The 23902-nt window shown below is 64.9% G+C and carries 18 protein-coding genes and 2 pseudogenes; 7 read left to right on the forward strand and 13 right to left on the reverse strand.

From position 1 onward, the window contains the following. Positions 1-48 precede the first annotated feature (48 nt). Positions 49-2427 carry a hypothetical protein gene (locus tag OHB12_RS00285; RefSeq protein ID WP_327115024.1) on the reverse strand — a complete coding sequence of 793 codons (2379 nt, stop codon included), beginning with the start codon at positions 2425-2427 and terminating at the stop codon, positions 49-51. Between the two features lie 400 nt (positions 2428-2827). On the opposite strand from OHB12_RS00285, the gene OHB12_RS00290 reads away from it, so the two are divergent. Beyond that, complete coding sequence (locus OHB12_RS00290) at positions 2828-3550, forward strand: hypothetical protein (protein WP_327115028.1); 723 nt, start codon at positions 2828-2830, stop codon at positions 3548-3550. A gap of 677 nt (positions 3551-4227) precedes the next feature. Here OHB12_RS00290 and OHB12_RS00295 read toward each other — a convergent pair. The 3 genes and pseudogenes from OHB12_RS00295 to OHB12_RS00305 all read right to left on the reverse strand — a co-directional run. After that, entirely contained in the window at positions 4228-4365 is a 138-nt protein-coding gene (locus OHB12_RS00295) for a hypothetical protein (protein WP_327115030.1), read from the reverse strand. 71 nt (positions 4366-4436) lie between these two features. Further along, positions 4437-4829, reverse strand: a complete 393-nt coding sequence (locus OHB12_RS00300; RefSeq protein ID WP_327120812.1) for a RidA family protein — start codon at positions 4827-4829, stop codon at positions 4437-4439. Positions 4830-4862: 33 nt separating this feature from the next. After that, positions 4863-5414: pseudogene (locus OHB12_RS00305) on the reverse strand (DinB family protein); the annotation flags it as partial. Between the two features lie 65 nt (positions 5415-5479). Between OHB12_RS00305 and OHB12_RS00310 the strand changes: the two are divergent. Then, positions 5480-6472 (forward strand): helix-turn-helix transcriptional regulator, encoded by a 993-nt coding sequence (locus OHB12_RS00310; RefSeq protein ID WP_442800058.1) that lies wholly within the window; start codon positions 5480-5482, stop codon positions 6470-6472. A 377-nt stretch (positions 6473-6849) separates the two neighbouring features. Further along, entirely contained in the window at positions 6850-7695 is an 846-nt protein-coding gene (locus OHB12_RS00315; RefSeq protein ID WP_327115034.1) for a class I SAM-dependent methyltransferase, read from the forward strand. 516 nt (positions 7696-8211) lie between these two features. Here OHB12_RS00315 and OHB12_RS00320 read toward each other — a convergent pair. Then, positions 8212-8988, reverse strand: coding sequence for a PP2C family protein-serine/threonine phosphatase (locus tag OHB12_RS00320; RefSeq protein WP_327115036.1), 777 nt, complete (start codon positions 8986-8988; stop codon positions 8212-8214). Between the two features lie 984 nt (positions 8989-9972). On the opposite strand from OHB12_RS00320, the pseudogene OHB12_RS00325 reads away from it, so the two are divergent. Then, positions 9973-11173: pseudogene (locus tag OHB12_RS00325) on the forward strand (SufS family cysteine desulfurase); the annotation flags it as partial. A 242-nt stretch (positions 11174-11415) separates the two neighbouring features. On the opposite strand, the gene OHB12_RS00330 reads toward OHB12_RS00325, so the two are convergent. The 5 genes from OHB12_RS00330 to OHB12_RS00350 all read right to left on the reverse strand — a co-directional run bounded on the left by OHB12_RS00330 (position 11416) and on the right by OHB12_RS00350 (position 17492). Next, on the reverse strand, positions 11416-12240 hold the full coding sequence (locus tag OHB12_RS00330; RefSeq protein WP_327115038.1) for a class I SAM-dependent methyltransferase: 825 nt from the start codon (positions 12238-12240) through the stop codon (positions 11416-11418). 547 nt (positions 12241-12787) lie between these two features. Then, positions 12788-14221: an aminobutyraldehyde dehydrogenase gene (locus OHB12_RS00335; protein WP_327115040.1), complete on the reverse strand. Its 1434-nt coding sequence runs from the start codon at positions 14219-14221 to the stop codon at positions 12788-12790. Positions 14222-14915: 694 nt separating this feature from the next. Then, entirely contained in the window at positions 14916-15212 is a 297-nt protein-coding gene (locus tag OHB12_RS00340) for a hypothetical protein (RefSeq protein ID WP_327115042.1), read from the reverse strand. Positions 15213-15623: 411 nt separating this feature from the next. After that, positions 15624-16607, reverse strand: a complete 984-nt coding sequence (locus OHB12_RS00345) for a magnesium transporter CorA family protein (RefSeq protein WP_327115043.1) — start codon at positions 16605-16607, stop codon at positions 15624-15626. 720 nt (positions 16608-17327) lie between these two features. Further along, positions 17328-17492 carry a hypothetical protein gene (locus OHB12_RS00350; RefSeq protein WP_327115044.1) on the reverse strand — a complete coding sequence of 55 codons (165 nt, stop codon included), beginning with the start codon at positions 17490-17492 and terminating at the stop codon, positions 17328-17330. 772 nt (positions 17493-18264) lie between these two features. Between OHB12_RS00350 and OHB12_RS00355 the strand changes: the two genes are divergently transcribed. Continuing rightward, positions 18265-20271: a polyprenyl synthetase family protein gene (locus OHB12_RS00355; protein ID WP_327115045.1), complete on the forward strand. Its 2007-nt coding sequence runs from the start codon at positions 18265-18267 to the stop codon at positions 20269-20271. Between the two features lie 291 nt (positions 20272-20562). Here OHB12_RS00355 and OHB12_RS00360 read toward each other — a convergent pair whose 3' ends face one another. The 3 genes from OHB12_RS00360 to OHB12_RS00370 all read right to left on the reverse strand — a co-directional run bounded on the left by OHB12_RS00360 (position 20563) and on the right by OHB12_RS00370 (position 22030). Continuing rightward, positions 20563-21285, reverse strand: coding sequence for a hypothetical protein (locus OHB12_RS00360; protein WP_327115046.1), 723 nt, complete (start codon positions 21283-21285; stop codon positions 20563-20565). Positions 21286-21425: 140 nt separating this feature from the next. Next, positions 21426-21611 carry a hypothetical protein gene (locus OHB12_RS00365; protein WP_327115048.1) on the reverse strand — a complete coding sequence of 62 codons (186 nt, stop codon included), beginning with the start codon at positions 21609-21611 and terminating at the stop codon, positions 21426-21428. Positions 21612-21883: 272 nt separating this feature from the next. Continuing rightward, complete coding sequence (locus tag OHB12_RS00370; RefSeq protein ID WP_327115050.1) at positions 21884-22030, reverse strand: hypothetical protein; 147 nt, start codon at positions 22028-22030, stop codon at positions 21884-21886. Positions 22031-22279: 249 nt separating this feature from the next. Between OHB12_RS00370 and OHB12_RS00375 the strand changes: the two genes are divergently transcribed. After that, positions 22280-23272, forward strand: coding sequence for a tyrosine-type recombinase/integrase (locus OHB12_RS00375; protein WP_327115052.1), 993 nt, complete (start codon positions 22280-22282; stop codon positions 23270-23272). Further along, on the forward strand, positions 23259-23645 hold the full coding sequence (locus tag OHB12_RS00380) for a DUF6262 family protein (protein ID WP_327115054.1): 387 nt from the start codon (positions 23259-23261) through the stop codon (positions 23643-23645). The genes OHB12_RS00375 and OHB12_RS00380 overlap by 14 nt, the downstream gene beginning before the upstream one ends. The last annotated feature ends 257 nt before the right edge of the window (positions 23646-23902 follow it).

A 23902-nucleotide genomic window follows, 5' to 3' on the forward strand; every position in this document is an offset into this window, starting at 1 on the left:
GTCGCCGATGAGCGATGACACTCTCCCGAGTGGCGGCAAGCGATGCGATCACCGGATGGCGGGTGAGAGGACGATGTTGGTTGGCGTTCTTTTGGCGCCTGCGGCCCAGCGGTCGGTGTCGATCGCGGCGCTGAGTTGGGCTTGGACGGCACGTATGTGGGCCCTATCGGCCGGGTCAGCGACGAATCTTTCGACGGCGCCTGCGGTTCGCTGTGCGTGTTCGGTGCCGATCCACCTCATCATGAGCAGCGCTTCCTCCCGGCTGTATGGGGCCGTTTCCTCCCCGTCCGCGACTTTCTGCAGAGCAGTCAGTTTTGCCTTGGTAGGGGCGGCCATGTAGTCGTGCACGTACCCCAGTGCGGTGTGGGTGTCGGTTGTGCTGCCGTGCAGAGTGACTGTGCCTGGCATGTGGTGTCGGTAGGAGAGTGCCGCGCGTTCGATCTCGGCGATGGCGGCGGGGGTTTGGGCCGCATTGGTGTAGGCGGCAGCGGCGACGACTGCCGACAGGTTCTTGTCGGCCAGCGAATCGGCCGCACTGTATCGCGTGACTCGGCTGCGGGCCTCCACGGCTCGGTGGACCAGATCGTCGTCGGTGAAACCTGCGCCGCGCAAGGCGGAACTCAGTTGGGAGAGGCTCGCGCCGCGTTGCGTCACCGCCTCCTCGATGGCCGCCGCGGCGCCACGAGCGGTATTGATGCCGCCGCGACCGGCTCGTTCGGCCGCGGTGACGCCGGCACGGGCAGCGTGCACAAGGCTCTGTTTGTCCCGGAAATTGTGTGTGAACAATCCGTCTCGTCCATAGATCGTGGACGAGCCGATCGGGGTGGCTTGGGCTTGCCACAGTTCCCGTTGCGCCCTGTTCTTCATCCTCGAATATGGGTCGAGAGGGTGATCCCGCAGGAACAGCCACGAGGTCAGCGGGCTGGTGTTGATGGAATTGAGTGCGTACATCCCGGCAAGGAGCCCGCCGTGTCCTCCGCCGTGTCCGCCGTGCGGGCTGGTCATGGCGTGCCGGGCACCGGCATAGCCCATTCCCAGGGCGCTACCGCTCGAGCCGTCACGGGCAGAGGTCCCGGCACCTTGGATGGCGAGGCTGAACCTGTTGGTGATCCAGTCGGTGCCGTTGGTGAGATTGGCGCTGAGCCGCCTGAGTTGGACGATGGCGACGACCTCCACGATGGCGCCGAGGACGAGCACGACCATGACTTGGTCATGAGCCTGTGCAAAGAGATTGCCCAGAAACAACGTGTAGACGCCCAGGAAAAGGGTGAAGATCGTCATGCGCGCCGCCGCGACGAAGCTGTCGACGAGATTGCGGACCAGGAAGGTTTGCGTGGGCCCGTAGACGAATCCGCCTGCGGCGAAACCGAATATGGTCATGAACGCGTGATAGATCGCATCCAGCGCGGCCCAGATGACCTTCAATCCCAGATAGGTCCCGAAGCACAGCACGATGGTCCCGCAGGCCAGTAGCACCAGCCCGGAGCCGATCTGCCCCATCCCGGGATGGTCGGCCTCGGCGTAGGCTGCCGAGTCGCCGCAGGTCCGCATGCTGTTCAGCACTCGGGTGTCGTCGCCGGCTCGCACGCCCGCCGACCACGCGGCGCGGCAGTTGGGCGAGTTGTCGACTACATGTCCGAAGTTCCACACTTGCACCGGGTGCCGTGCGAAGTTGTCGGCCATATCGGCCTGCATGGTGGCCACCAGCTGATCGGGATCCGGACGCCGGTGACCGTGCAATCCGGCGGCGACCGAGATACCCAGATTGCGGCCCGTGGCCAGCAGGCCATCCGACGACAGGACGTCGGCCAGCGGCTCCGCCAGCACGATCGGGCCGAGCAGACCCACCCCGATCATCGTCACGACCTGCATCGCCGCCTTGGCGTGATGTCCGCGCACCACGAACCACGCCACGAAGAATCCGCCGATCGAGGCCGCCACCATCAGCACAAGGGGGGTGGCGATCTGTTCGGTGAGGGCATCCGCAACCCCGTTCAACGCGCTGCCGAACGGATCCAGCCACCGGAAGCTCATCGCAAAGCCGATCACCCACACCGTCGAGGTCACCAGAACCATGTATCCGATGAATTCCAGGCCGAGAACCATTGCCACCGCTGTCTCCAACGGATTCAGCAGACTGCCGTGGCCGGTAGCGAAGAGGTAATCGGTCAACGGCACTCCCGACGAGTCCCGGATCTCCATCCAGCTCAGAGCCGAGATCCTCGTCCCACCCGCTCTGGTCGTATTGCTCTGCGCTGTCGCTACCGCACCGATACCGCCTGGAAGAACAAGCAGCGCGAAGGTCAGGGCCAGGAACCATACGACACGGCGACGACAGCGAGTCGCGGTGGCTCGAGCGTGCAGACGCCGGATGACCTTGCGTAGTTGCCACCGAGCAGGATCCCGGAATAGATGTTCCCGTACCATGCAATTGCCTCCGTGGTTGCAGCCCGATGTGCTGAGTCGCACCGTCAGCGCGACTGCGTCGACACTGTGCGCGGTCGCATCGAGGCATTCGGTGTACTCACGTCGCCGGCCGAGCGTCTACCGCGCACAAGAGGCACATCTTACCTGACTAAGGTCAGGCTAACCTAATGTCTGCGCGGAGTCTCCGGCTTCGAGGTCCAGGGGCTCGACGACGAGGGTCAATAAACTCGACGCACAGTAGGAGTGCCGAAGCGTATGCGGCATCAACCCCGGGAACGGACGGTGGTCGGGGTCGCAGGTAAGTCGGAATGGCATCGAATCGCAGGATTTTTGTGTCAGTCGCCCGGCCTTTGCATCACTAAGATGACCGGTACGGGTGTACTCGTCGAGGAGGCTGGCGATGACCGACAGCCCACGATCGATCGCCGAAATCGACAAAACGCTCCCATCGGGTGTGGGTCAGGAGCGATTTTCCGGCTACGGGTTGATGGGGATGCCATTCGCCAGCGGCCACTACTTGGCGTTTCGGCATTTCCCTGCCAGCTCGATCGGTGAAGGGTACGACTCGGTGTGGCATCGAGACCCGGTCGGCGAATGGGTGATCTACAGCAGTGTTTCCGCGGAGGCCAGCTGCGCCCGCTATTTCGGCTCGGCGCTCGAAGACGCACGGGTTGAACACATCTCGGTGACCTGGACGGGTCCGTCCGCGTTAACGGTCGAGGTGCGCGACAGGCTCGTGTGGGATCTCGAGCTGGGACGATCGGCGGCGACGGCGGCGATGACGGGTCTCGGTCGCATGCTGCCTGCGGCTTTGTGGCGACGCCCAGGCGTCCTGTCGCTCATGTCGCGGGTTGCGGGTCCGGCGCTGGGCGTCGGGCGGGTGCGGCTCAGCGGCACTTCCCCGAATGGTCAATGGTTCCGGGCCAGTCCGCGGATGCTGTGGACCGTCGAGAAGAGTGGTGCACGGATCGATGGAATCGATATCGGTCCTCCGGGGCCGCTGGCCGAGCAGGCGAAGTTGGGTGACTTCTGGCTGCCGCAACGCGGAATGTTCGTCGTGGGCGAGGCATATTTCGAGCAGTACGATGCGGCGCGCCATCAGGCAGCCCGGCCCGGCTCATGACGGCCGCGCTCGCTTATCGGGTGGCGTCGGCCTCGAGCGATTCACGCCGCCGGGAAAAGATTCGTCCGCCGCACATCAGGATCAGCTCGGTTGCCGCAGCTCGAACCGGCTCTCGAGCCGCTTGAGTTTACACTGAACCGACACGCCCTTCTCTCGTGCAGTCCGGACTGTTCGCGTGATGGTGGCGACAGGGGGTGCGGGCCTACCATCAGAAGTGTCGGGGAATGTCAACGAACTCGATAATCGGCGAGTCAGGTCCGTGCGGCGAACTCGCCGTAAGAAGGTGACGATGATGACCGACAAGACGCGCCGAGTCGGCACGTGCCAGTTGCTCGCGAAGGTCGCGCTCGTTGCGCCGCGATAGCCGTTCCGATGACGGCGGCCGTTCCTGCCATGGCCGCGCCGACGCCCGTACCCGGTGTGATACAGGTTGATCCCCCTTGGGGCGGCGGTGGCTGGGGTGACGGTGGCGGTTGGGGCGACCGGGGTTGGGGTGGCGGCGGCTCGTTCGGCAGCAGCTGACCGAACGGATCTGCGCGGGACAGGGATCGGCCGGCTCGGCCCCGTTCTCGGGTTTCACCTGTCCAGCAGCTGCCCGAGGCGGGTGGGCCTGCTTCGGCTGATCCCCATAGGGCCCGGTCTCGTGAGGGTGAGCGTTTCGGCGGCGAAACGCTGCGTCAGCCGCGGGCGCTGATCAGCGTCGCGGCACGGGTGCGGTCGATGCCGAGCACCCGCGCGATGACCGCGGCCGGATATCGTGTGCTCGGCTGGTCGGCGCGGAGGAGCTGTTCTGGCCGCGCGTCAGGGCCGGACACGTCCCGTCAGCCGATTCTGTATCGGTCACGCGCCGAATTGCGCCCTGCGAGCCTCGATTCGTGGGTTCGCCCTATTCGGGGACGATCGCTACTGCGTCGATCTCCACGAGCGCGCCTGGGCGAGCGTGTCCTGCGGTGGAAACGACCGTGATGGCTGTGCGGTGACTTCCCCACACTGATCGCGACGCCGCGTATCCCACCTGTGCGTCGACCCCGTTGACGAGGTAGATGTTGAGTTTGACGACATGCTCGGGACCGGTACCCGCGGCAGCGAGCACGGTCAGCACGTTTTGCATTGCCTGAGTGGTTTGCGCCTCGATACCGTCGAGCAGATTTCCGGTGCCATCGGTGCCGAGCTGGCCACCAACGTAGAGCGTCCGGGCAGCGGGTGCGATCACACCCTGCGTGAAGGCCGGGTTGCTGTGAAGTTCTTCGGGGTCGAGGTGTGTCGTCTTTGCGGTCATGAGCTGCTTCCTCGGGGTGCTGGGTTTCGTGTGCAGGTATAGGTCGCGCAGCAGGCAGACCTCGGACAGGTGGTGAATCAGCTCACGGTGGATGTGCAGCACCAGATCGGCCATGGGCAGCTCGGGGAAGGGCTCCTTCGCACCGACCGGGACCCGGAGCCCGGCCTCGCCGAGGCCGCGCACCCCGGCCAGCCAGACATCGAGCTGGGCCTCGAGCTGGTCGAGCGCGGTCGCCGCGCTGCCGGCGTATTCCCAGGTCTCGTACGACGCGGCCGGCGCGCCGAAGTGCGCCGCGTTGCGCGCGGCGAGCACGCCGACGATGACGTGACCGAGTCGCCAAGCGATCGTGGTGAAGGCCGCGGGGACCGGCTCGGGGAAGGCGTAGTCGATCGTGAAGTCCCCGGCACCGAACTGCGCGGGCGTCGTCGAGCTTCCGCGCGGCCGCACGGTCCAGGCGTCCGGCACCGGCGAACAGAAGTACTCGTCGTCGGTGAGGCCGTCGAGCCGGGCTCGGAGCTGATGGTTCCAGTGGTACTCCCACTGCTCGCGCAGCGTCCGGTTCCAGTCGAGTTCGTCTGCATCCATGGAACCACCCTGACACTCCTAGCGGACAGGATCGGTCCGCTATCTGGCAGGGTGGCGACGTGGACGTGGCGAGCGGTGACGAGCGGGGTACGACGGAGCGGGTGCTCACCCTGCTCGGACTGCTGCAGCAGCGACAGGTCTGGACCGGCCCCGAACTCGCCGACCGGCTCGGGGTCACGCCGCGCACCATACGGCGCGATGTCGATCGGCTGCGCACGCTCGGCTATCCGGTGCATGCCAGCCAGGGTCTCGGCGGCGGCTACCAGCTCGGCCCGGGGCAGGACCTGCCGCCGCTGCTTCTCGACGACGAGGAGGCGATCGTCACCGCGGTCTCGCTGCTCGTCGGCGTGGGTGGCGCGGTTGCCGGCGTGGGCGACGCCGCACTCCGGGCGCTGACCAAGCTCGACCGGGTGCTGCCCACCCGGTTACGCCATGAGGTGCGCGCGCTCTCGGGCTCGGTGGAGTCCTTTGGCGCAGGTCCCGCGCCGGTCGACCCCGAGGTGCTCATGACACTGGCCAGAGCCTGCCGCGACGTAGTCGAAGCGGGCTTCGACTACCCGTCCGGGACCGAGGTGCGACGGCGGCGAGTCGAGCCCTACCGCCTGGTCGCCTCCGATCGGCGCTGGTACTTTCTCGCCTACGACCTCGATCGTGACGACTGGCGCAGCTTCCGAGTCGACCGGATGACCGATGTGTCTGCACGGACCTGGCGCTTCCGCCCGCGCGCGGCGCCCGACGCGGCGATGTACGTGCAGGAGGGTGTGGCGAGTCGGGTCTACCCGCACCAGGCGCGCTTCCTCGTACACGCTTCTGCCGACACTGTGCGCGCGCAGATTCCGGCCTCGGCGGCCGTCGTACGACGACGAGGGAGCGAGCTCTGCGAGGTGCTCAGCGGCGCTGGCAGCCTCGACTTCGTGCTCATGCACGTGCTCCTGCTGGGGCACGACTTCGAGGTACTCGACCCTCCAGAGCTCGGGAGGCGCTGCCGTGCGCTGGCGGAGAGACTGCTGTCGGCCGGTGCGACGATCGCACCGGTGCCGGAAAGGGAGGAGCCATGAGAGTGACCACGCCAGCGCCGAGGAGCGCTTGCGCTGTCTGTATGTGGAAAGCGCCGCCGACGGGGTCGGGCACTCCGGAGCCGCACGGACGAACATCCCCCAGTGCGCGAGCGAGCGGTTGTTCGGCCGCCGGTCCACTCGGATCCGTCGGCGCTTCGGTCAAACCGTCTTCCTCCTTGTTATCGGCACCGGTCGGCTCGCCATTGAGCTCTAGGCATCCCACCTACGTATGGTGATATCTCACATAAGCATGGTGACATCTCACCAACGCATGCTGTCAGGGGGTCGTCGGAATCGTGGTCGCGGTTGTCGCCGATGTAGATCCCTGACCGCCAAGCACTTTGACCTACGTTGAACACATGTTTAACATACTGAACATGTGTTCATATGGTGATCTGCCTGAACCTGCGAAGATTCACGTCGACCTCACCGGGGCGCCGCAGACGATGCTCGCGACGCTGTACGCCAGGGCGCTGGATGCCGATGCCGAAACCCCATTCCTGGGTGACACATGGGCCAAAGACGCGGTACGGCGCATCGACTACGACTGGCCCAGCACCAGCATCACGCCACGCAACGCGTCCGGAGTGACGTTTCGCACGGTCCACTTCGACGCATGGGCAGGTGAATTCCTCGCCCTGCACGACCGTGCCACGGTATTGCATCTCGGTTGCGGGCTGGACAGTCGTGTGTTCCGGCTGGACCCCGGCCCCGAAGTCGAGTGGTATGACGTCGACTACCCCGAGGTGATCGAACTGCACGAACGGCTCTACCCGTCCCGTGAGCACCATCACCGTGTGCCCGCGTCCGTGACGGATCCCGCGTGGCTGCAGGCGATTCCAGCCGACCGCCCCGTGCTGCTGATCGCCGAGGGCCTGACCATGTACCTCACCGAAGACGCCGGCGTCGCCCTACTGCGTCGAACGGTCGAGCACTTTCCCTCCGGTGAGCTGCAATTCGACGCATTCAATGCTCTGGGTATCAAGGCGCAGAAAATCAACGCTGTCGTTCGGCGCTCAGGGTCGACGCTGCACTGGGCGATCGACGGTCCCGATGACATCGTGTCCGCGGTGCCCGGAATTCGGCAGCTCGCCGCACTATCGGTATTCGACGCTGATGCTTTCCATCAGGGGATGTCCGGCGGCTACCAGCTGATGGGGAAGGTCATGTCGCTGGTTCCGGCGGTCCGGATGATCGCCCAGTACCACCGCTACGGCTTCTGAGCCTGGTCGTCTACTTCGGCCGAGCCTCGTGATGTTCTGCGTGCTGACTGCCCGTCGTGTGTCGGTCGATGAGGATCTCGCTGCGGTTGGCGGAGCCATTCCTGCGTGCGCGAGTCGGCGACGCGGGTGGCGTTGCTGGAGATTCTTTGCTGCGTCGCAGGCCTGGGTCCGCACTGAGCCATCCCGCCAGTTCGCCTTCCAGCGGCCCGAGGTAAGGCAGGTCGTCCGGTTGTACGGAGGCGGTACCTCGATGGGCACAATCGCGCTACTCGGTTCGACTGACAGAATTGAGGTTTCTCGGTCATGGCTCAAGAGTTGCGGGTCGATATGGACGAGTTGCGGGCGATGACCCCGCGACTTCGCATGGTCGCCGAGACGCTACGGAAGCAGCTGCGGTCCCTGCAGGCCACGCTCGCCCAGCAGGGCGAGCCCTGGGGCGACGACGAGCCCGGCCCGATGTTCCGCGACAGTTATGAGCCCGAAGCGACGAAATCGCCCACGCTCGCCGAATGCATTCTATCGGTGGGTTTCGAGCAGATCGCTGTCCAGGCCGGCAACAGGCGGTCTACCCTCCGCGATCAGTGCGGTGGCGTTGTCGGTTCCTCCCATCCGCAGTGCGTTGTCCACCAAGGCGTCCGCGGCGAGCCCTGCTGTTGCGTTGTCCGCGAGCGTCGATTTGATCGTGGCGATACCGAGACGCCTGTGCACACCATCGGTGCACAGCAGCAGCCTGCCGCCGCTCGACCCCGTCGCAGCGTGTCCGATGTCGGACGGACGCGTGGTGCGCGTCGACGTGGTGACCATGTGGTCCATCCGAGGGTCGGGCCTACGCCCACGGGCTCGCCAGAACTCCGCGACGGTGTGGTCGGTGGTGATCTGCTGCAATACTCGCCCGTTCCATCGGTAGGCGCGACAGTCACCGACCCAGGCGATGTCGCATGGCCCGTCGGGCTGGTCCGATGCAGGAAGCACCGCGACGACGAGGACACTGTCCGCTTCAGGCTGCGGGAATTCACGTAGCAATTCTGTTTGTGCGGCGAGGATTGCGGCTCGCGCTCCAGCGCGGGCGCCAACTCGCGCGGCGACCGCGACACAAGCACGCGCCGCTCGCGCGGCCAGCAGATGGTCTCCGACACCGTCGGCGACGACGCAGGCGATGCGACCCGTGCTCGGGTCGCAGACCGCGGCAACCGCGTCGGCGTTGATAGAGCGCGGTCCACGTCTGCTCACCGAATCCCACGAGGCTCCGGTGGACCGCAGCACCTCACGCGGAGTCAACGCGGTAGTCGTCATAGCTTGCATGTCCTGTGATTCCTCCTCAGCGAAACGTTGAACGGCGCCTTCGACCCGCGGAATGGGTTTCGGGGCACGGTTCCGCGACGTAACTCGGGTGTACGCATCGTTCGGTACTCACTTCAGCAGGACAACCGCGGTGCCCGATAGGGACAAATGGCCCTAACCGGCGAGACAGGAGGATCTCACCTGTCCGGCCGGTTGCTGAATTGCGCCACATCGTTGAAGCCCACCGGAACCCCACGTCCGTGACCCTCGTGCCGCCGTGGGCCTGCGCCAACTCCCGGTCGCACACCCGCAGGCGCCGACAGGAGGGGCGGAACTCGGTCACGGCTGTGGGTGGTGTCGGAGACCGGCTCGCCTACTTCGGCGGGGTCGCCGCCCTCCGGTACGGACACCAGAACGTACAGCCGCGGCTCCTCATCCTGGGGACTGCTCAACACCCTCGCCACCAGCGCCGCCACCGACAACCTCGCCGGGAAAAGCCCCAAGGACCCCACCGTCCTCGCAGAAGCCGGCCGCCTTCTTCGCTGTCGGCCTCATCGTCGGCTTCCTCCTCTACCGGCGCGGTACGCCCACCCAGGACCCCGACGCAGTGCCCGTGGTGCACATGTGAGGTCCCGATCGGAGCAGAGCATCGTGTATGGAACGTCCGTGAACGACCCGGCATGGCCGAAGAAGGTGTCACGGACGATTTCCTTTGGTACGACCGCAGAGCTACCAGACCATCTATCAAGCGGCTCTACAACGCCGGAAAGCCCAGGCTGACAAGGACTTTGACCAAGAAGATCCGGACACGACGCGCGGCGCGCCGTATTCGGCGGAGCGCTGATGCCCGCATTCACACGGTTCCGTCCACCGTCCAGGCTGATCGATGAGCGGCCCGACGACGTCGCGCGGCGCATCCGGATCGGCGACTGGGATCTCATTGCCGTAGTCGTCGACTAAGTCGCTTCAGCGGAAGCACCGGAGGGCCGCGGCGGGGTGGATGTGGTCCGCCGTGACTTCCCCATCCTGGGCGAACGAGTGAACGGCTACCCTCTGGTGTGGTTCGACAATGCCGCCATGACGCAGAAGCCACAGGCGGTGATCGACCGGCTCAGCTACTTCTACGAGCACGAGAACTCCAACACCATCGCGCCGCGCACGAATTGGCTGCACGGTCGACCGATGCATACGAACAGGCGTGTGACACGGTGGCGCGGTTCATCGGTGCGTCATCGGCCGAGGAGATCGTGTTCGTCCGTGGCTCCACCGAGGCGATCAACCTGGTGGCGCAAACCTGGGGGCGCAAGAACATTCACGAGGGCGACGAGATCCTGCTCTCGCATCTCGAGCATCACGCCGATATCGTGCCGTGGCAAATGCTGGGCGCGGTGATCCGGGTGATCCCGGTCGACGACTCGGGGCAGTTGCTGATGGGCGAGTACACCAAGCTGTTGTCGGACCGCACGAAACTCGTGTCGGTGACCCACGTGTCGAACACGCTGGGCACGATCACGCCGGTGCATCAGATCGTCTCGCAGGCGAATCGAGCGGGGGCGGTGGTGTTGATCGACGGCGCGCAGTCGGCCCAGCATACCCGCGTGGACATGCAGTCGATGGGTGTGGATTTCTTCGTCTTCTCCGGTCACAAGATCTATGGGCCGACCGGGATCGGTGTCCTGTACGGGAAATCCACTGTGTTGGAGGACACTCCGCCCTGGCAGGGCGGCGGCAACAGGATCGTCGATGTCACGATCGAACGTTCGACCTTCCAGCCGCCGCCGGGACGGTTCGAAGCAGGCACCGGCAACATCGCCGACGCCGTGGGGTTGGGTGCGGCGATCGACTACGTGGAACGGCTCGGAATCGAGAACATCGCCCGGTACGAGCATTTCCTGCTGGAGTGCGCGACCGCGGGACTGGCGAACGTTCCCGGGTTGCACCCGCTCGGTACCGCACCAGAGAAGGCGAGTGTGATCTCGTTCGTACTCGACGGGTACGACCCTCTCGAGGTGGGTAAGACGCTGAAATCGAAGGGCATCGCGGTACGCGCCGGACATCACTGTGCAAGCCGATCCTGCGGCGGCTCGGTGTAGCGGCCACCGTGCGGCCGTCGCTGGCGTTCTACAACACCTGTGCGGAGGTGGACCGGATGGTCGCAGTCCTGCACCAACTCGCAGCGGATGCGGGCCGCCGTTGAACGAAGACTCGACGACATGTAATCGAGTGTTGAGCTGCTGCTCACCCGTCGGCACGCGGTCGACCTGTACCGCCTGGTGACCTGCCACTCCACGTCGTACTGAGGCCAGGATCGGCATTTTCGCTGATGGCGGTGAGCTGAGCTCACACGATCTGCCCCTGAGGGGTGTTGCAGTGGTTCGTTCGAAATCCGGCCGCCTCGCAAGCCAGTGGAGGAGCACCGCGTATGTCTGCAACAGCAGCTCAGGTCGACGTGCGTCGGCGTGCGGTGACCAAGAGGTACTCCCACTCCATCCGCCCGTTGCCGAGGTCATGCCGGACAGCGAGATCAGCGAGTTTCCGGTCCAAAACTGCGATGCGGCCGGGCTCGGCGGCGATGGCCTTGTACACGGCGACCGTCGGCCCGTAGTTGGTCTTGAAGAAGTCGCGGAACTCGATGCCGTCGGCAAAACGATCGATGACCGCTTTCTCGTGCCGTAGCTCCAGATCGGTGACACGATCGCCCAATAGCGACCGGACATGTGCCTCGTCGCCCCACAGTGGTGGTGGCTGCGCACCGGGCGGGGGCGGCGGAGCGAACGGTTTCATCGCGGCGAACATCTGCCCGATGAACCCGGTGAGTGTCCAGTTGATAAGCCCGATCGTCCCGCCCCGCTTGGTGACTCGCACCAGTTCGTCCGCGGCGGTCTGATGGAACGGTGCGAACATGACACCTACACAGGAGATGACCGCGTCGAACTCCGCGTCGGCGAACGGCAATGCTTCGGCGTCGGCTATCTGCCACTGCAGGTTGACGCCCCGTGCGGCGGCGAGACGCCGGCCAGCCTCGAACAGCTCCGGGGTGAGGTCACTCGCCACGACGTCGGCACCGGCCTCGGCAGCCGGGATCGCAGCGTTCCCGGATCCGGCCGCGATGTCGAGCACCCGCTGACCGGGACCGATGCGGCATGCCTGAACGAGGCGTCGGCCCAGTTCGGGGATCACCTCGGTGGCAACGGTGGGGTAGTCGCCGAGTGCCCACATTGCGCGATGCTTTGCCTTGAGATCGATGGGGCTGGAGTCGGTCATCGGATGCTCCCTCGAATGTAAATGTAGTCGACAAGTACGCCGTGAGAATGCCGAAATGGATCGGACGGTCGAGGCTGGAAGTGGCGCTGTGACTGCATCGAACGTCGACTCGAAAAAGATTCCTGGGACTCGAATCAGCGGCTTCCGATGACGGACTTGTGTTTTGGCCTCGACGATGTCCGCACGAGTCCGGCGAACAACTCATCTGTCGGTAGCTGGAATCGGCGTGCACCACCACCTTCGAGGACGGAACGCCACCGGCAGATCTTCTGTAGTAGTGCAGGTCATATGCGCCTCCTTGTAGGCGGGACCGAGTACTACTCCGTCGACGATGGGTGACTCGTCTGTGTCGACTGCGATGGCGTAGTCGACCGTGGGGCGTATGAGATTCGAGGTCCGATCGGCGATCTTCCGGACGTTTGCCAGCACTTTCCGCTCAAACCGATTGAATAGTCGCGGGGACCGACATTGCCGGCCCGCGATCCTCCGAACACCGAAATTGGGAATCAATCTATCCATCGGAACGGGTCCGCCACCAGAGCGCCAGTTAGTCGATCTTCGCCATCACATGCTTGACACGGGTGTAGTCCTCCAGCCCGTACATCGACAGATCCTTGCCGTGCCCGGACGACTTGAACCCGCCGTGCGGCATCTCGGCGATCAGCACGGTGTGGGTGTTGATCCACACGCAGCCGAAGTCGAGCGCGGCCGACACGCGAAGCGCCCTCGATACATCCTTGGTCCACAACGAGGACGCCAGCCCGTATTCGACGCCGTTGGCCCATCGGATCGCCTCGTCTTCGTCGATGAAAGACTGCACGGTGATCACCGGGCCGAAGATCTCGTTCTGGCTCAGCCGGTCAACCTGCCGCAGCCCGCCGATGACCGTCGGCTCGACGTAATACCCGTGATCGCCCTGCCGGTGCCCGCCGACCACGACCGAAGCGTGATCGGGCACTTCATCGAGGAAGGCGAGCACCCGCTGTAGTTGATCGGCGTTGTTGACCGGTGGCACCCAGGCGTCCTCGTCATCGGCGGCCTTGCCGAAGGTCGTTGTTGCACTGCTGGCCTGCTCAGCCAGCGCCGCGGTCAAATCATCGGCCACCGACGCGTGACCGAGCACCCGGGTGGCTGCCGTGCAATCCTGCCCGGCGTTGAAATAGCCCGAGGCCGCGATACCCTCTGCGGCAGCAGCGATATCGGCGTCGGGGAACACGATTGCCGGCGCCTTGCCGCCCAATTCCAGATGCGTGCGCTTGAGGCGGCCTCCTGCCGACTCCGCGACCGCACGGCCCGCGGCAACCGAACCGGTGATCGACACCATCTTCGGGGTCGGATGCGCCACCACCGCCGCGCCGGTCACACGGTCACCGGTGACCACATTGAGCACGCCTGGCGGCAGGTGCTCGGAGGCCAGTTCGGCCAGCATTACCGTCGTCACCGGGGTGGTGTCGCTCGGCTTGATCACCACGGTGTTGCCCGCCGCGATCGCGGGAACAAACTTCCAGATTGCCATCATCATCGGGTAATTCCAGGGCGTCACCTGCCCGATGACGCCGACCGGCTCCCGGCGGATCCACGATGTATGGCCCGCAAGGTACTCGCAGGCCGACTTGCCCTCGAGAACCCGTGCCGCCCCCGCGAAGAACCGGGTCTGGTCCAGCATCTGCGGGATCTCTGCGGCCGAGGTGAGGTGGTTCGGCTTGCCGGTGTTGCGGCCCTCGGCCTCGACAAGCGCGTTGGCGGCATTCTCCAACTCGTCTGCGAAATCGAGCAGCGCCTTCTGGCGGTGCGACGGCGTCGTACGCTTCCAGTCGCAGAACGCCCTGGCCGCCGCTGCGTACGCGTTGTCGATATCCTGTTCGTTGGACGCCGGGGCGGTGCCGTACTGATCGCCAGTGGTGGGGTCGACGAGCGCCATCGTCGCACCGCCGACCGAGTCCACGAGCTTGCCGTCGATGAAGTTCTGGACCACTGTCATGATGCTGCTCCTCGGTTGCATTGTTCAGTAGACAATCACCTGGCGCGGGGCGTTCGGTCGCCATGGCATCTAGTCACCGTCGCCTGCTACTACCTGCTCAGCAGCATTTCGATGCTACTGACACCGAAAAGAATGAGCTTACTCCTTTGTCACCGATGAGGACATGCCGCGGAGCCATGCCTATTTGCAGTGATCAGCATCATTTCGCTCTCGTTACGACGAATTTTTCCTTCACCACAATGTTTCATTCAATTTCCCGAAAAGCCGTTGGCAATTTCATCCGCGTTCCACGCATGGAGGCCCCTGCTCTACGGTAATTGTGGACTCGAGCCGCTGCCGACAGTATGACGCGACCCGTTCGTCTTCACGGCCTAGTCCCTCTTCGATAGCGGCCATCGGGCTATCCGATGGCCGACCAGCCGCGCGCGAAGCGCCTTGCGGACTTCTATGTGGCAGCGGTTCGTTCAGCGTCTCGGTACGCCTCGAGCAGCCGTAGCCGTACTTCGGTGATTGTTTCGGAAGCGGGGAACGGAGCGCCAGAGCCGCTCGATGGGACTTGGCCCACCACGGCGATGGTGGCGGAGTGCAGTAGCTCGAAGTCGCCCCTTTTTCGAAGCGATATCGTGTTCGGACTGCTGCATCGCACCACCAAGACGCTCCGAAACCCGGTCCGCACAGGGGAAATGCAGCTGGCTCAGAAGGCGCTTCCGGTGGACGGCAGGCCATGCGACAGGCGGTGACTACCGCCGCCGCGCCCGCCGCGCCCGCCGCGCCCGCCGCGCCCGCCGCGGTGAATGGGCTCGCCTTCGCTGGGCGCCGTCTCGGTCGGACCCGCCGTCTCGGTCGGACCCGCGGGCTCGAGCGCCAGCGGGGCGGCGAGCACGGGGACCGCCAGGGCAGTCGCCGGCGTCAGCGCGAGCGCGGCCGCGATCCCGACGCGCGCCAGCGCGCGGCGGGACCGTCCGTGGTTGTGGTGCGCGTTCTTGCTCATGGGTGCTTCCTCACTCGAGGCGTAACGCCCGGTCGATGACCGCTCGAGCGTCCGCCCGGGATTCGTGTGGGCGGGGAATCTGGTCTGACAGCGGCCATCGTACCGGTTAGGTCACGGGCCGTGATCCGAAATCTGGTGCGCTACTGACTATCCCGGCCCTGCACTCATCACCTGGCCTCGGCCCCGTGTGCCGCCCTCTCGTCAATCTGTTGCTTGCCTTCGGTGCACATGGCAAGCATGTGTAGATCGTCGAGCCTCAGTACACTGCCGATCGCCATCATGTCGGATTCTCGTTCGACGAAGTGAACCTGAGACCCGACACGGGCCGCGGGCGCAAGCTGCCCCACTTCAGGTACGGGGCACAGCATCCGTGAGTGACTGCGCCCGCCGCCCGCGCCGTTCGAGCGACGGTCAGAACCAGCCTTTGCGTTTCGCCCAGATGAGCAGGCACGTCGATATCGCGAGCATCACGAGCAGGGCCAGGGCTAGCCAGATCCATCGGGTTCGTTCGTTCACGATCACGTTCATGCCGAGAATGGACGACAGAGCCGTGATCGGCAGCGTGACGGCCGCGATGACGGCGAGTCGCTCGGCCGCGATGGTCATCTTGGTGTTCGTGCGTGCCTGATAGAACTCGATCGTGCCCTGCAGATAATCCTTTTGGCTGTCGGCCATCACCATCAGGTGGTCGAACTGATCGACTGCGTCGAGCAGTAGCTGCTGACCCGTGCCGGTGCCGAACGCCTCGATGGTGACCATCCGGCCGTATAGTGCGTGGCTCAGCGCGGCCATGGTGCGGACCGTCAGCAGGCCGTGCCGGGCCCGAAACATCTCGTCGAGGAAGGTTTCCGGATCGCCGAGATGTCCGGCGGTGACTTGCTGCTCGAGCTTCCAGACTTCCTTGGTCACCTCGGCGGTGTAGGTCCGCATTCGCGCGGTCAGCGCGGCGAGCAGGGCGTGGGACAGTTCGAATGCGTTGGCGCGCTGGAGCCTGCCCGATTCCAGTCGGCCCAGCACAGCGTTCACCTCGACCATCGCGGTCGATTGATCGATCGCTGGATTCAGCGGTCCGTGCACCGTCACGAGGTAACGGTCGCCGATGAACTGGTCGAGTTCGACGTAGTGCACGTGCCCGTGTGTCCCCGGCTGCGGCGCGTGCAGCACCAAAAACATGTGGTCCGCGTACCGGTGCACCTTGGGCACCTGGTTGCGGTTCATCGAGTCCCGGATGGCGAGGGGATGAAATCCGAAGACGTCGGTCAACGCGTGGGCGGCCTGATCGTCCCAGGTCGGGACGTCTACCCAGACCAGTCCGTCAGGCCGGTCGAGCAACCCCTTCAGGTCGGTAGCCGGATATGCACGCACACCGTCGTCGGAGATGAACCGGACGTCCATGTCGGCCTCCTCACGCGATGAATCGTCTCCTCCGTGATAGCACCAGAGCCTTGCCGACGGGGGTGACTCGTCGAATCCGGGCGAGATGGTCCGGTACGAAACCCATCTGGCCGCCGCCGCGTCCACCGCGCTGCGCCGCCACCCATCGCCATCCGGAGCTGATCATGCTCGATCCGGACTATCGAGGCCTTCGTGTTCGGCCATGGCGCAAGTCGGGTGTGGACAATAGCGGCGCATTCGCTGATCGAGCTGTTCTTGATGTTATTTTGCGGTTCGCCGCGCGATTATTGACAGAATCTCTACGGCGGTGAGCCGCATTCTGCGCGTGCGTCATGGGCTGGCCTGGCGTGGTTTCGCCGGTGGCGACGACCCGGTTTCGAATCGGCTCGGTTCCCGCTGAAAATTTGACGAAACCTTGTCGTGTACGACATTAATCCTTGACGGAATCCATACAGCCGAACTCATAGGCTAGCGAATTGTGCGGCCTACTCCCTGGCAGAAAAGAGAAGCTCCACATGAGCAGGTCGACTCATCCGGTGGGGTGTCGCGACGTCGATGGGATGACGCACGGCCGCGGGCAGTGCTCGGCGGAAAGCGGCTGCAGAGCGCGCTCGGCGGAAAGTGGGGTTACCTTTGCGCTGCGGTCGGCTGCATCATTACATTCGTCCTGTTGTTCCAACCATGGCTGACCACAGACACCGGCGGGACCGACGGTTCGATTCACGTGAACGCCTTCGGGCGGCTCCACGTGACTACCTCCTTGGTAGAGCTCTGGGCGCAATCACCACCGCCCGCCTCGACGGTCAGCGGGGTGTGGGGCATCCTCACCAGCGTCGCGATCGTCGTTGTGGTCTGCAGCGTTGCGGTCAATAGCATGGTCCGCACCGAGGCGCTCGTTCGCGTGGCGACCGTCGCCACGGTCCTCGTTGCGGTTTTCACGATCGCCACCGTGGTCCACCTCCGCAGTAGAGGCGACGAACTGACCCAAATGGTCTCGTTCGGGACGGCCCGAGATCCGGGCACGCAAGTCGGATTGCTGCTCCGCTGGGCTCGGGGCCATGGCACCTATCCGGTACCAGGGCTTCGCACGGTTTCCTGGGCCACCGCCAGTCTCACTTGGTATGCGTTCCTCGCCGGCGCGATTTCGCTGGCTTCGGCTATGGCCGCTGTCACTCAGTGGATGAATGGACGCAAGAGTCGCCCACACCGACAGAGTCTCGAACTCTCCCGCAGCCGATCCACCATCAGTGCTTCGCCGGCTCCCCGGACCTCGTCGGTCTGGACCGGCGAGCCGGTTCGAAGGCGGGGTATTCGCTCAGGATAAGCGCGGGCACCTACGCGGTGTTCTCCGATCCATCGCGTGCCGGTGAGCGGGCGTTCGCGGCAACACCGAGCTTCCGTGCTGCGGCGGACGCGCCGACTCCCATGGATGGCAAAGCGTCTTTCCACGCTGAGTGGACATGCCCGTCGCCGAAGAGCAGCCACTGAATGCCAGTCTGAGGTACACCCCAAAGCAGCGCCGGGTCGCGCGATCCTTACCGCTGTGACGGTGACGTCAAAATGGGCCGATACCAACATTTTTCGCGTGCGGGTGGTATCAAATTTCACTGATCAACGGTGTGTAGATGACCCGACGTACCCAATCAGGAGCGAGCGCGTGTCAGGTGAAATCGATTCGGCTGTCTTCCCGCATCTGGAGGCGGACCTGGACCGCGTCCGTGACGTTCTCGGACCCGTACGGTTCGAGGACAGGCCAGAGCTGACCGCACTCACCGACGAAGGGCCTGACACCTCTCGCCGGCTGGTCCGGCCCATGTTGACGTTGCTGTCGTTCTACCTGCTCACCGATCCAGCGGCCCCGGCCGACGACCGTACCGTGCGCGCCGCTGCTGGGGTGGAGTTGCTGCATCTGGGCTCGCTCTACCACGACGACGTCATCGATCACGCCTACCAGCGCCGAGGCCGCCCCAACGCCAACGCAGTATGGGGATCGCACATGGCCGTACTGGGTGGAGACGCCGTGACGACCGAGGGCATGCGCATACTGATCGAACTCGGCCAGTGCGAAGGGCTCGCGGGGACGACCGCGGGTGCGCAGATGTGCGCGGGCATGGTGATCGAAGCCGCCGACCTCTACGTGGCCTCCCGCAGCGAGCAGTCCTACCTCGACGCGATCGACGGCAAAACGGCGGCGCTGCTCTCGCTGGCATGTCGGGTGGGCGCGATGCAAGCAGGACGACCCGAGGGTGAAGAAGAGGCGGTGGCCCTGTTCGGTCGCTACTTCGGGCTTGCCTACCAGCTGTATGACGACATCCTCGATCTGACCTCGACCGCCGAAGAAATGGGCAAGCCCGTCAACGCGGATCTGCGCGAGGGCATCTACACCCTTCCCGTGATCCGCGCGGCTGCCCGCGACCGGGACCTTGCCAACCTGCTGCGTGGCAGAATGACGCGTGAGCAAGCCGCACGTGCCCACGAACTCGTCATCGCCTCCGGCGCCGTGGACGAAGCACAAGCGGTGGCCGAGGAATTCATGGACGAGGCCGCTGGTCAACTCGCCGCCCTGCCCGTTGACCCACGCGTCCGCCACGCGATCACCGCCTACGCCCGGTCCATACTCGACCGGCGAACTCCTGGTACCGCGGTCTCCCGGCAGTCGACGCGGCCATCTCGAGCCCACGGTGATGGACTCCCGCCGCAGCTCACGCAATGGGTGCGGAACTGGCTGGTGGACACCGGCCTTGCCCGCACCCCGGCCGAGGCCGACTACCACCGGTGGATAGGAGCGGTCCAGCTCCCGGCACAGATCTTCGCCCCGGCGGACACGGCCCGTGAACAGACCGCCTTCGGTATGACCGTGCTGGCCCTTGTGTGGGACGACCTCTTCGAGGATCCGCAGCTGAGGGACCCGGAAGCCGTGACCGCGCTGAGGCGTGGTCTGGTGGCAATGCTGCGCCAGGACCCGCGGACACCGTCGAGGCCGGGCGCGATCCCGACGGCGTGGGCGAGTCTATGGCCGCGCGTGTGCCAGGGCCGCAGCACCCGCTGGCAGGAGCGGTTCCGCGACCACATCGAGGAGTGGTTCGAAGCCGCCGAACGCGAAGCGCACCATCGCATCAACGGCTACATCCCCTCCACGGCCGACTGCCTGTCGCTGCGGATGGCGATCGGTGCGCTCGAGCTCAACATCGCCTGCGTGGAGGTGCGCCAGGACCGGGAACTGCCATCGATGCTGCGCAGACACCCCGTGATCCGCCGTCTCGAGGAACTGGCCTTCTCAATGGCTCTCGCGGAGAACGACCTCGCAGGGTTGGATCAGGACGAGGCAGACCAAGTCCCCTACAACCTGGTCAGGGCAATCCGTCACGAGACCGGCTGCACCCGCCGCGAAGCCATCGAGCAGGTGCAGCGCCAAGTGGCCGAGCAACGCGCCCAGATCGACGAGATGATCCGCTACCTCCCCGCCCTCTTCCGCATGATCCCCGGCCTGTCTGGCCACGGAAAGGAATACGTACCGATCTTCGAGATGATGACAAACGTGGTGCACCGAGCACCTCAGACCGATCGGTACACGCAAACCTCAGCTTCCGCAGCACCGGACTTGGAACGCTTGCGCCGTGAGATCTACCTCCCGGCCGACGAACCGGCGCCTACCGCGCCGTAAGCCCCCGCAGCCGGCGAAACACTGAGGGATGTCGGTAACAACGGGTCGAGTTCGCGGTCATTTCATGCTGCGATATCGAACAGGGTCAGCTCTCGTGGCTGTCGTGAAGCAGTGGCGCGCAGTTCTTCACGTTCACGGATCGCGCAGGTCGGTCCGATGCCTTGGGTGACCGATTGCGGCGACACCAGCCAGCCGTGACAGCGGCGTTCCCTGTCAAGTCTGGGTGTTGCGGAACCGGAGTGATGAGGGACCGAGGCGGCGACTGAGCCGCCTGAAATCTCCGTCTGGGCTTCAGGATTCCGAGGCCTCCACGTTGTGCTCGTCTCCGTGTTCGTCCGCGGCGAGCTCCGCGAAGAATTCCGCCAGGGGATCCGCGCAGAGCTCGGTGGGAGCCTCGTCGGCAGTCGAGAAGACTTTCGGTAGGGCGGCCAGATAGTCGCGGACCGCCGGGGAGAAATTCCTCTCGTCCCGCTCCTCGGAGACGGCTTCGAACCACGCGGTGTTCTCGACCCAGAACCGGTACAGGAACCGCTCGAAGTCGTCGGCTACGAGGGTCAGTGCGGAGTTCAGCTGCGCAACGGGCGGCAGGGGTTCGTCGTCGCCGTACCGTTCGCCTGCGGCGACGACCTGGTGGGTTCCGTCGGACAAAATGTGCAGGTACCACAGAACGCAGTCCTGTGAGTCGGCGAGAATCCGCACGAGGCGGTCACCGTTGCCGAACGGACCGGGGATCACCGAGGCGCTCACGTCCCAGTAGCAGCCGGTGCACGACGGGACGGCCTGCTGCAACTCGGGTCGGTCGAAGAAGGCGGCGAAAGCGGCCGGGACCTGGTGCCGCAGTGCTTCCGGCAGAGGGTCGACGCCCATGCTTGCACGGACCTCGCCCGGTACCAGCCAGCTGAACGTGCCGTCGAAAAGATGATCGGGCAATGCCGGAAGCTCGCCGACCGGGAAGCTGCGGTAGGTGCCGACGCACGGGCGATACAGGCCGAGGTCGGTGCCGATCCAACTCATTCGGAGATCCATACGGGGCACGGTAACGTCGATCTCCGACACGATCCGGGCCTGGGAACGGCAAGGGTGGTTCTGATCGCGAATCCGGGGCCGCTTCGTCCAGGGGACCTCGATGCCCACCAGTGATATCGCATCAGTCTTCATGTACCTGGTGACACGATCCGCAACGGCACCCCGTCTGCGGTGTCGGTCTCCATGTCCAGGAGCTGGTGAATGCCGCCGCGCTGACGAGTGGCGTAGCCCTCGCTGACCAGGGTCCGCAGATGGCCGTATTGGACCGCGAGGGCGACCAGGCCACCGGGTCGACGGGCGATGTGCCATGCCAACCTTCGCCGGAACCGGGCGGTGCCGATATTGCCGTCAGGATCTGCTGACCCCAGGTTGGCCCACGATCGCGCCGGTGATCGGGATATCGAGCGGACAACCTCCGGGATTGGTGTCGCGGTAGTGCTGCCATCGCGGGGTTTTGAGGATGCGGTGAACCTTCTCTCGCGGAGTGCCGGTGATCGCGGCGATGTAGGTCGCCGCGGCCCTGATCGGAGGGTGGTGTGCGTGGGCAGGGGTTTCCCGGTTGCTTCCAGGTCTTCGAGATAGGCGATCAACGCCGGTGGAGCGCCCTCGGGGGTGTCGGTGACGGGTTCTGGGCGACGATGCGCCGCAGCCGCTGTTCCTCTTTCCGGGCAGCGAGGATGTCGTCGGCGAACTCTTCGACGAACTCCAACGCCCAGATCAACAGCGGCCCCATGGTGGCCGGGCTGATCGGTTCGGTGGCGTTCTCCCTGGCGGCAGTGGCCGCGGGGTAGGTAGTCGTCGACCCTTCGATCTCCCAGGACGGGACCCGATGCGCGACCCCGGCGGCAGGTGGGGCGTGAAGGCGCTCAGGTGGGTCAGCGCGGAGAGGTGGTTCCCGTTGGTGTTGCGCGAGACCTTGCGGGTCTTGACCAGGTAATTTCCGTAGTCGGCGAGGACTTCTGTGGTTGCCTGAGCCAGTCCGGTGATCCCGCGATCGCTGAGCCAGGTCGCCGCCCCGAATCCGGTGACCGCAACCGCTGCACCCGAAGCGGCACCGGCTGGGAAGCTGATCGTGGAAATCCTCATCGCCTGCGGACTGCGGCTCAAGGACGCCCGCACCCTGCCGTTCGACTGCGTTGTCCGCGATGCCGACAACAATCCCTATTTGGCCTGGCTCAACCGCAAGATGGCCGATCGCCCAGCGTTCTTCCCGCTCTCGGAAGAGTTGGCCGAGAAGATCCTCACCCAGCAGCGAGCGGTGCTCGACCGGTTCCCCGGGGGATCGCCGTGGTTGTTCCCGGCGATCCACAGCAACATCGACGGCAGCCGATACGCCAGTGGCACCCGACTGCGTCAGCAGTTGGAGCGATGGCTCGAAGAATTGGACCTCCTCGATGAGCACGACCGGCCGATCCGGGTCACGTTCCACCAATTCCGGCACACGCTTGGGACCAGGCTGATCAACGCCGATGTCCCGCAACCGGTGGTCCCGGCGTTGCTCGACCATATGTCCCCGGACATGACCGCGATCTACGCTCGCTTGCACAACGAAACACTGCGTGAGCACTGGCTCAAGGCGGTGAAGGTCAATGCCGACGGCGAACCCGCCACGATCACTGCCGATCATCCACTCGCCGACGCGGCTTGGGCGAAGCTGAGCATGGTCCGCGCGAAAGTGACTCTGCCGAACGGATACTGCGGCGCCCCGGTCCAAACCGACTGCGAATACGCCAACCCGTGTCTGGACTGCCGATTCTTCATCACCACCACCGAATTCCTCGGCCAGCGTCGCCGCCAACGCGACGACACCGCGCGCATGATCGCCGATGCCGAAGCCGCCGGGCACAGGAGGGTCGCCGAGAAGAATACTCGCACCCTGATCAAGCTCGACACCATTGTCGGAGCACTCGAATCCGTGCGGGACGGCCGGATCGTGGCCGGAGGAAGGGTCGAAGAACTCGATGCCGCTGGCTGACAACACCCGGTTCCTGCTCGAAGCCACCCAACGGCGCAGCGAGGACGCACGCAAACGAGCCGAAGCCGCGATCACGACGGCGACCCGCGGCCACCACCGCATCACCGTCGCGGGGATCGCCAAGACCGCAGGCGTTTCACGATCCTGGATCTATACACAATCCGACCTCGTTGACGCGATATCCACTCTGCAACAACGGAATCCGACGACGGGTCAGATGACGCCGACCTCGGCGACAGTGCAGTCGTTGCAGACCAGGCTAGAAGCAGCGAACGAACGCAGCAAACAGTTGCGCCAGCAAGTCACGCAGCTGACCGCCCAACTCGAAACCGCATACGGCGAAATCCGAGCCCTACGTAACGCTCAGCCGTGATGACCCGAGGGGTATCCCGTCTCGTTGAACTTGAGGCAGTCTCGTAGATCCGAGGTATCCCGCGCGTTGTCTCAGGTATTACGTTCGCGCAGGGACGAGTCCCAACGTTCGGCAATTCCGATTACACGACGCTTCCGATGCGGAGGTCGGGTGCGACGGTAGTCGGCTTTGAGTTGGAAGCGTTCGCCATGGGATACCCCGCCGCTATTACCTCCGCAGCCGGGCATGACTGACGGCACTGCCACCACTGGCTTCGA

Source organism: Nocardia sp. NBC_01730 (assembly GCF_035920445.1).
Classification (GTDB): Bacteria; Actinomycetota; Actinomycetes; order Mycobacteriales; family Mycobacteriaceae; genus Nocardia.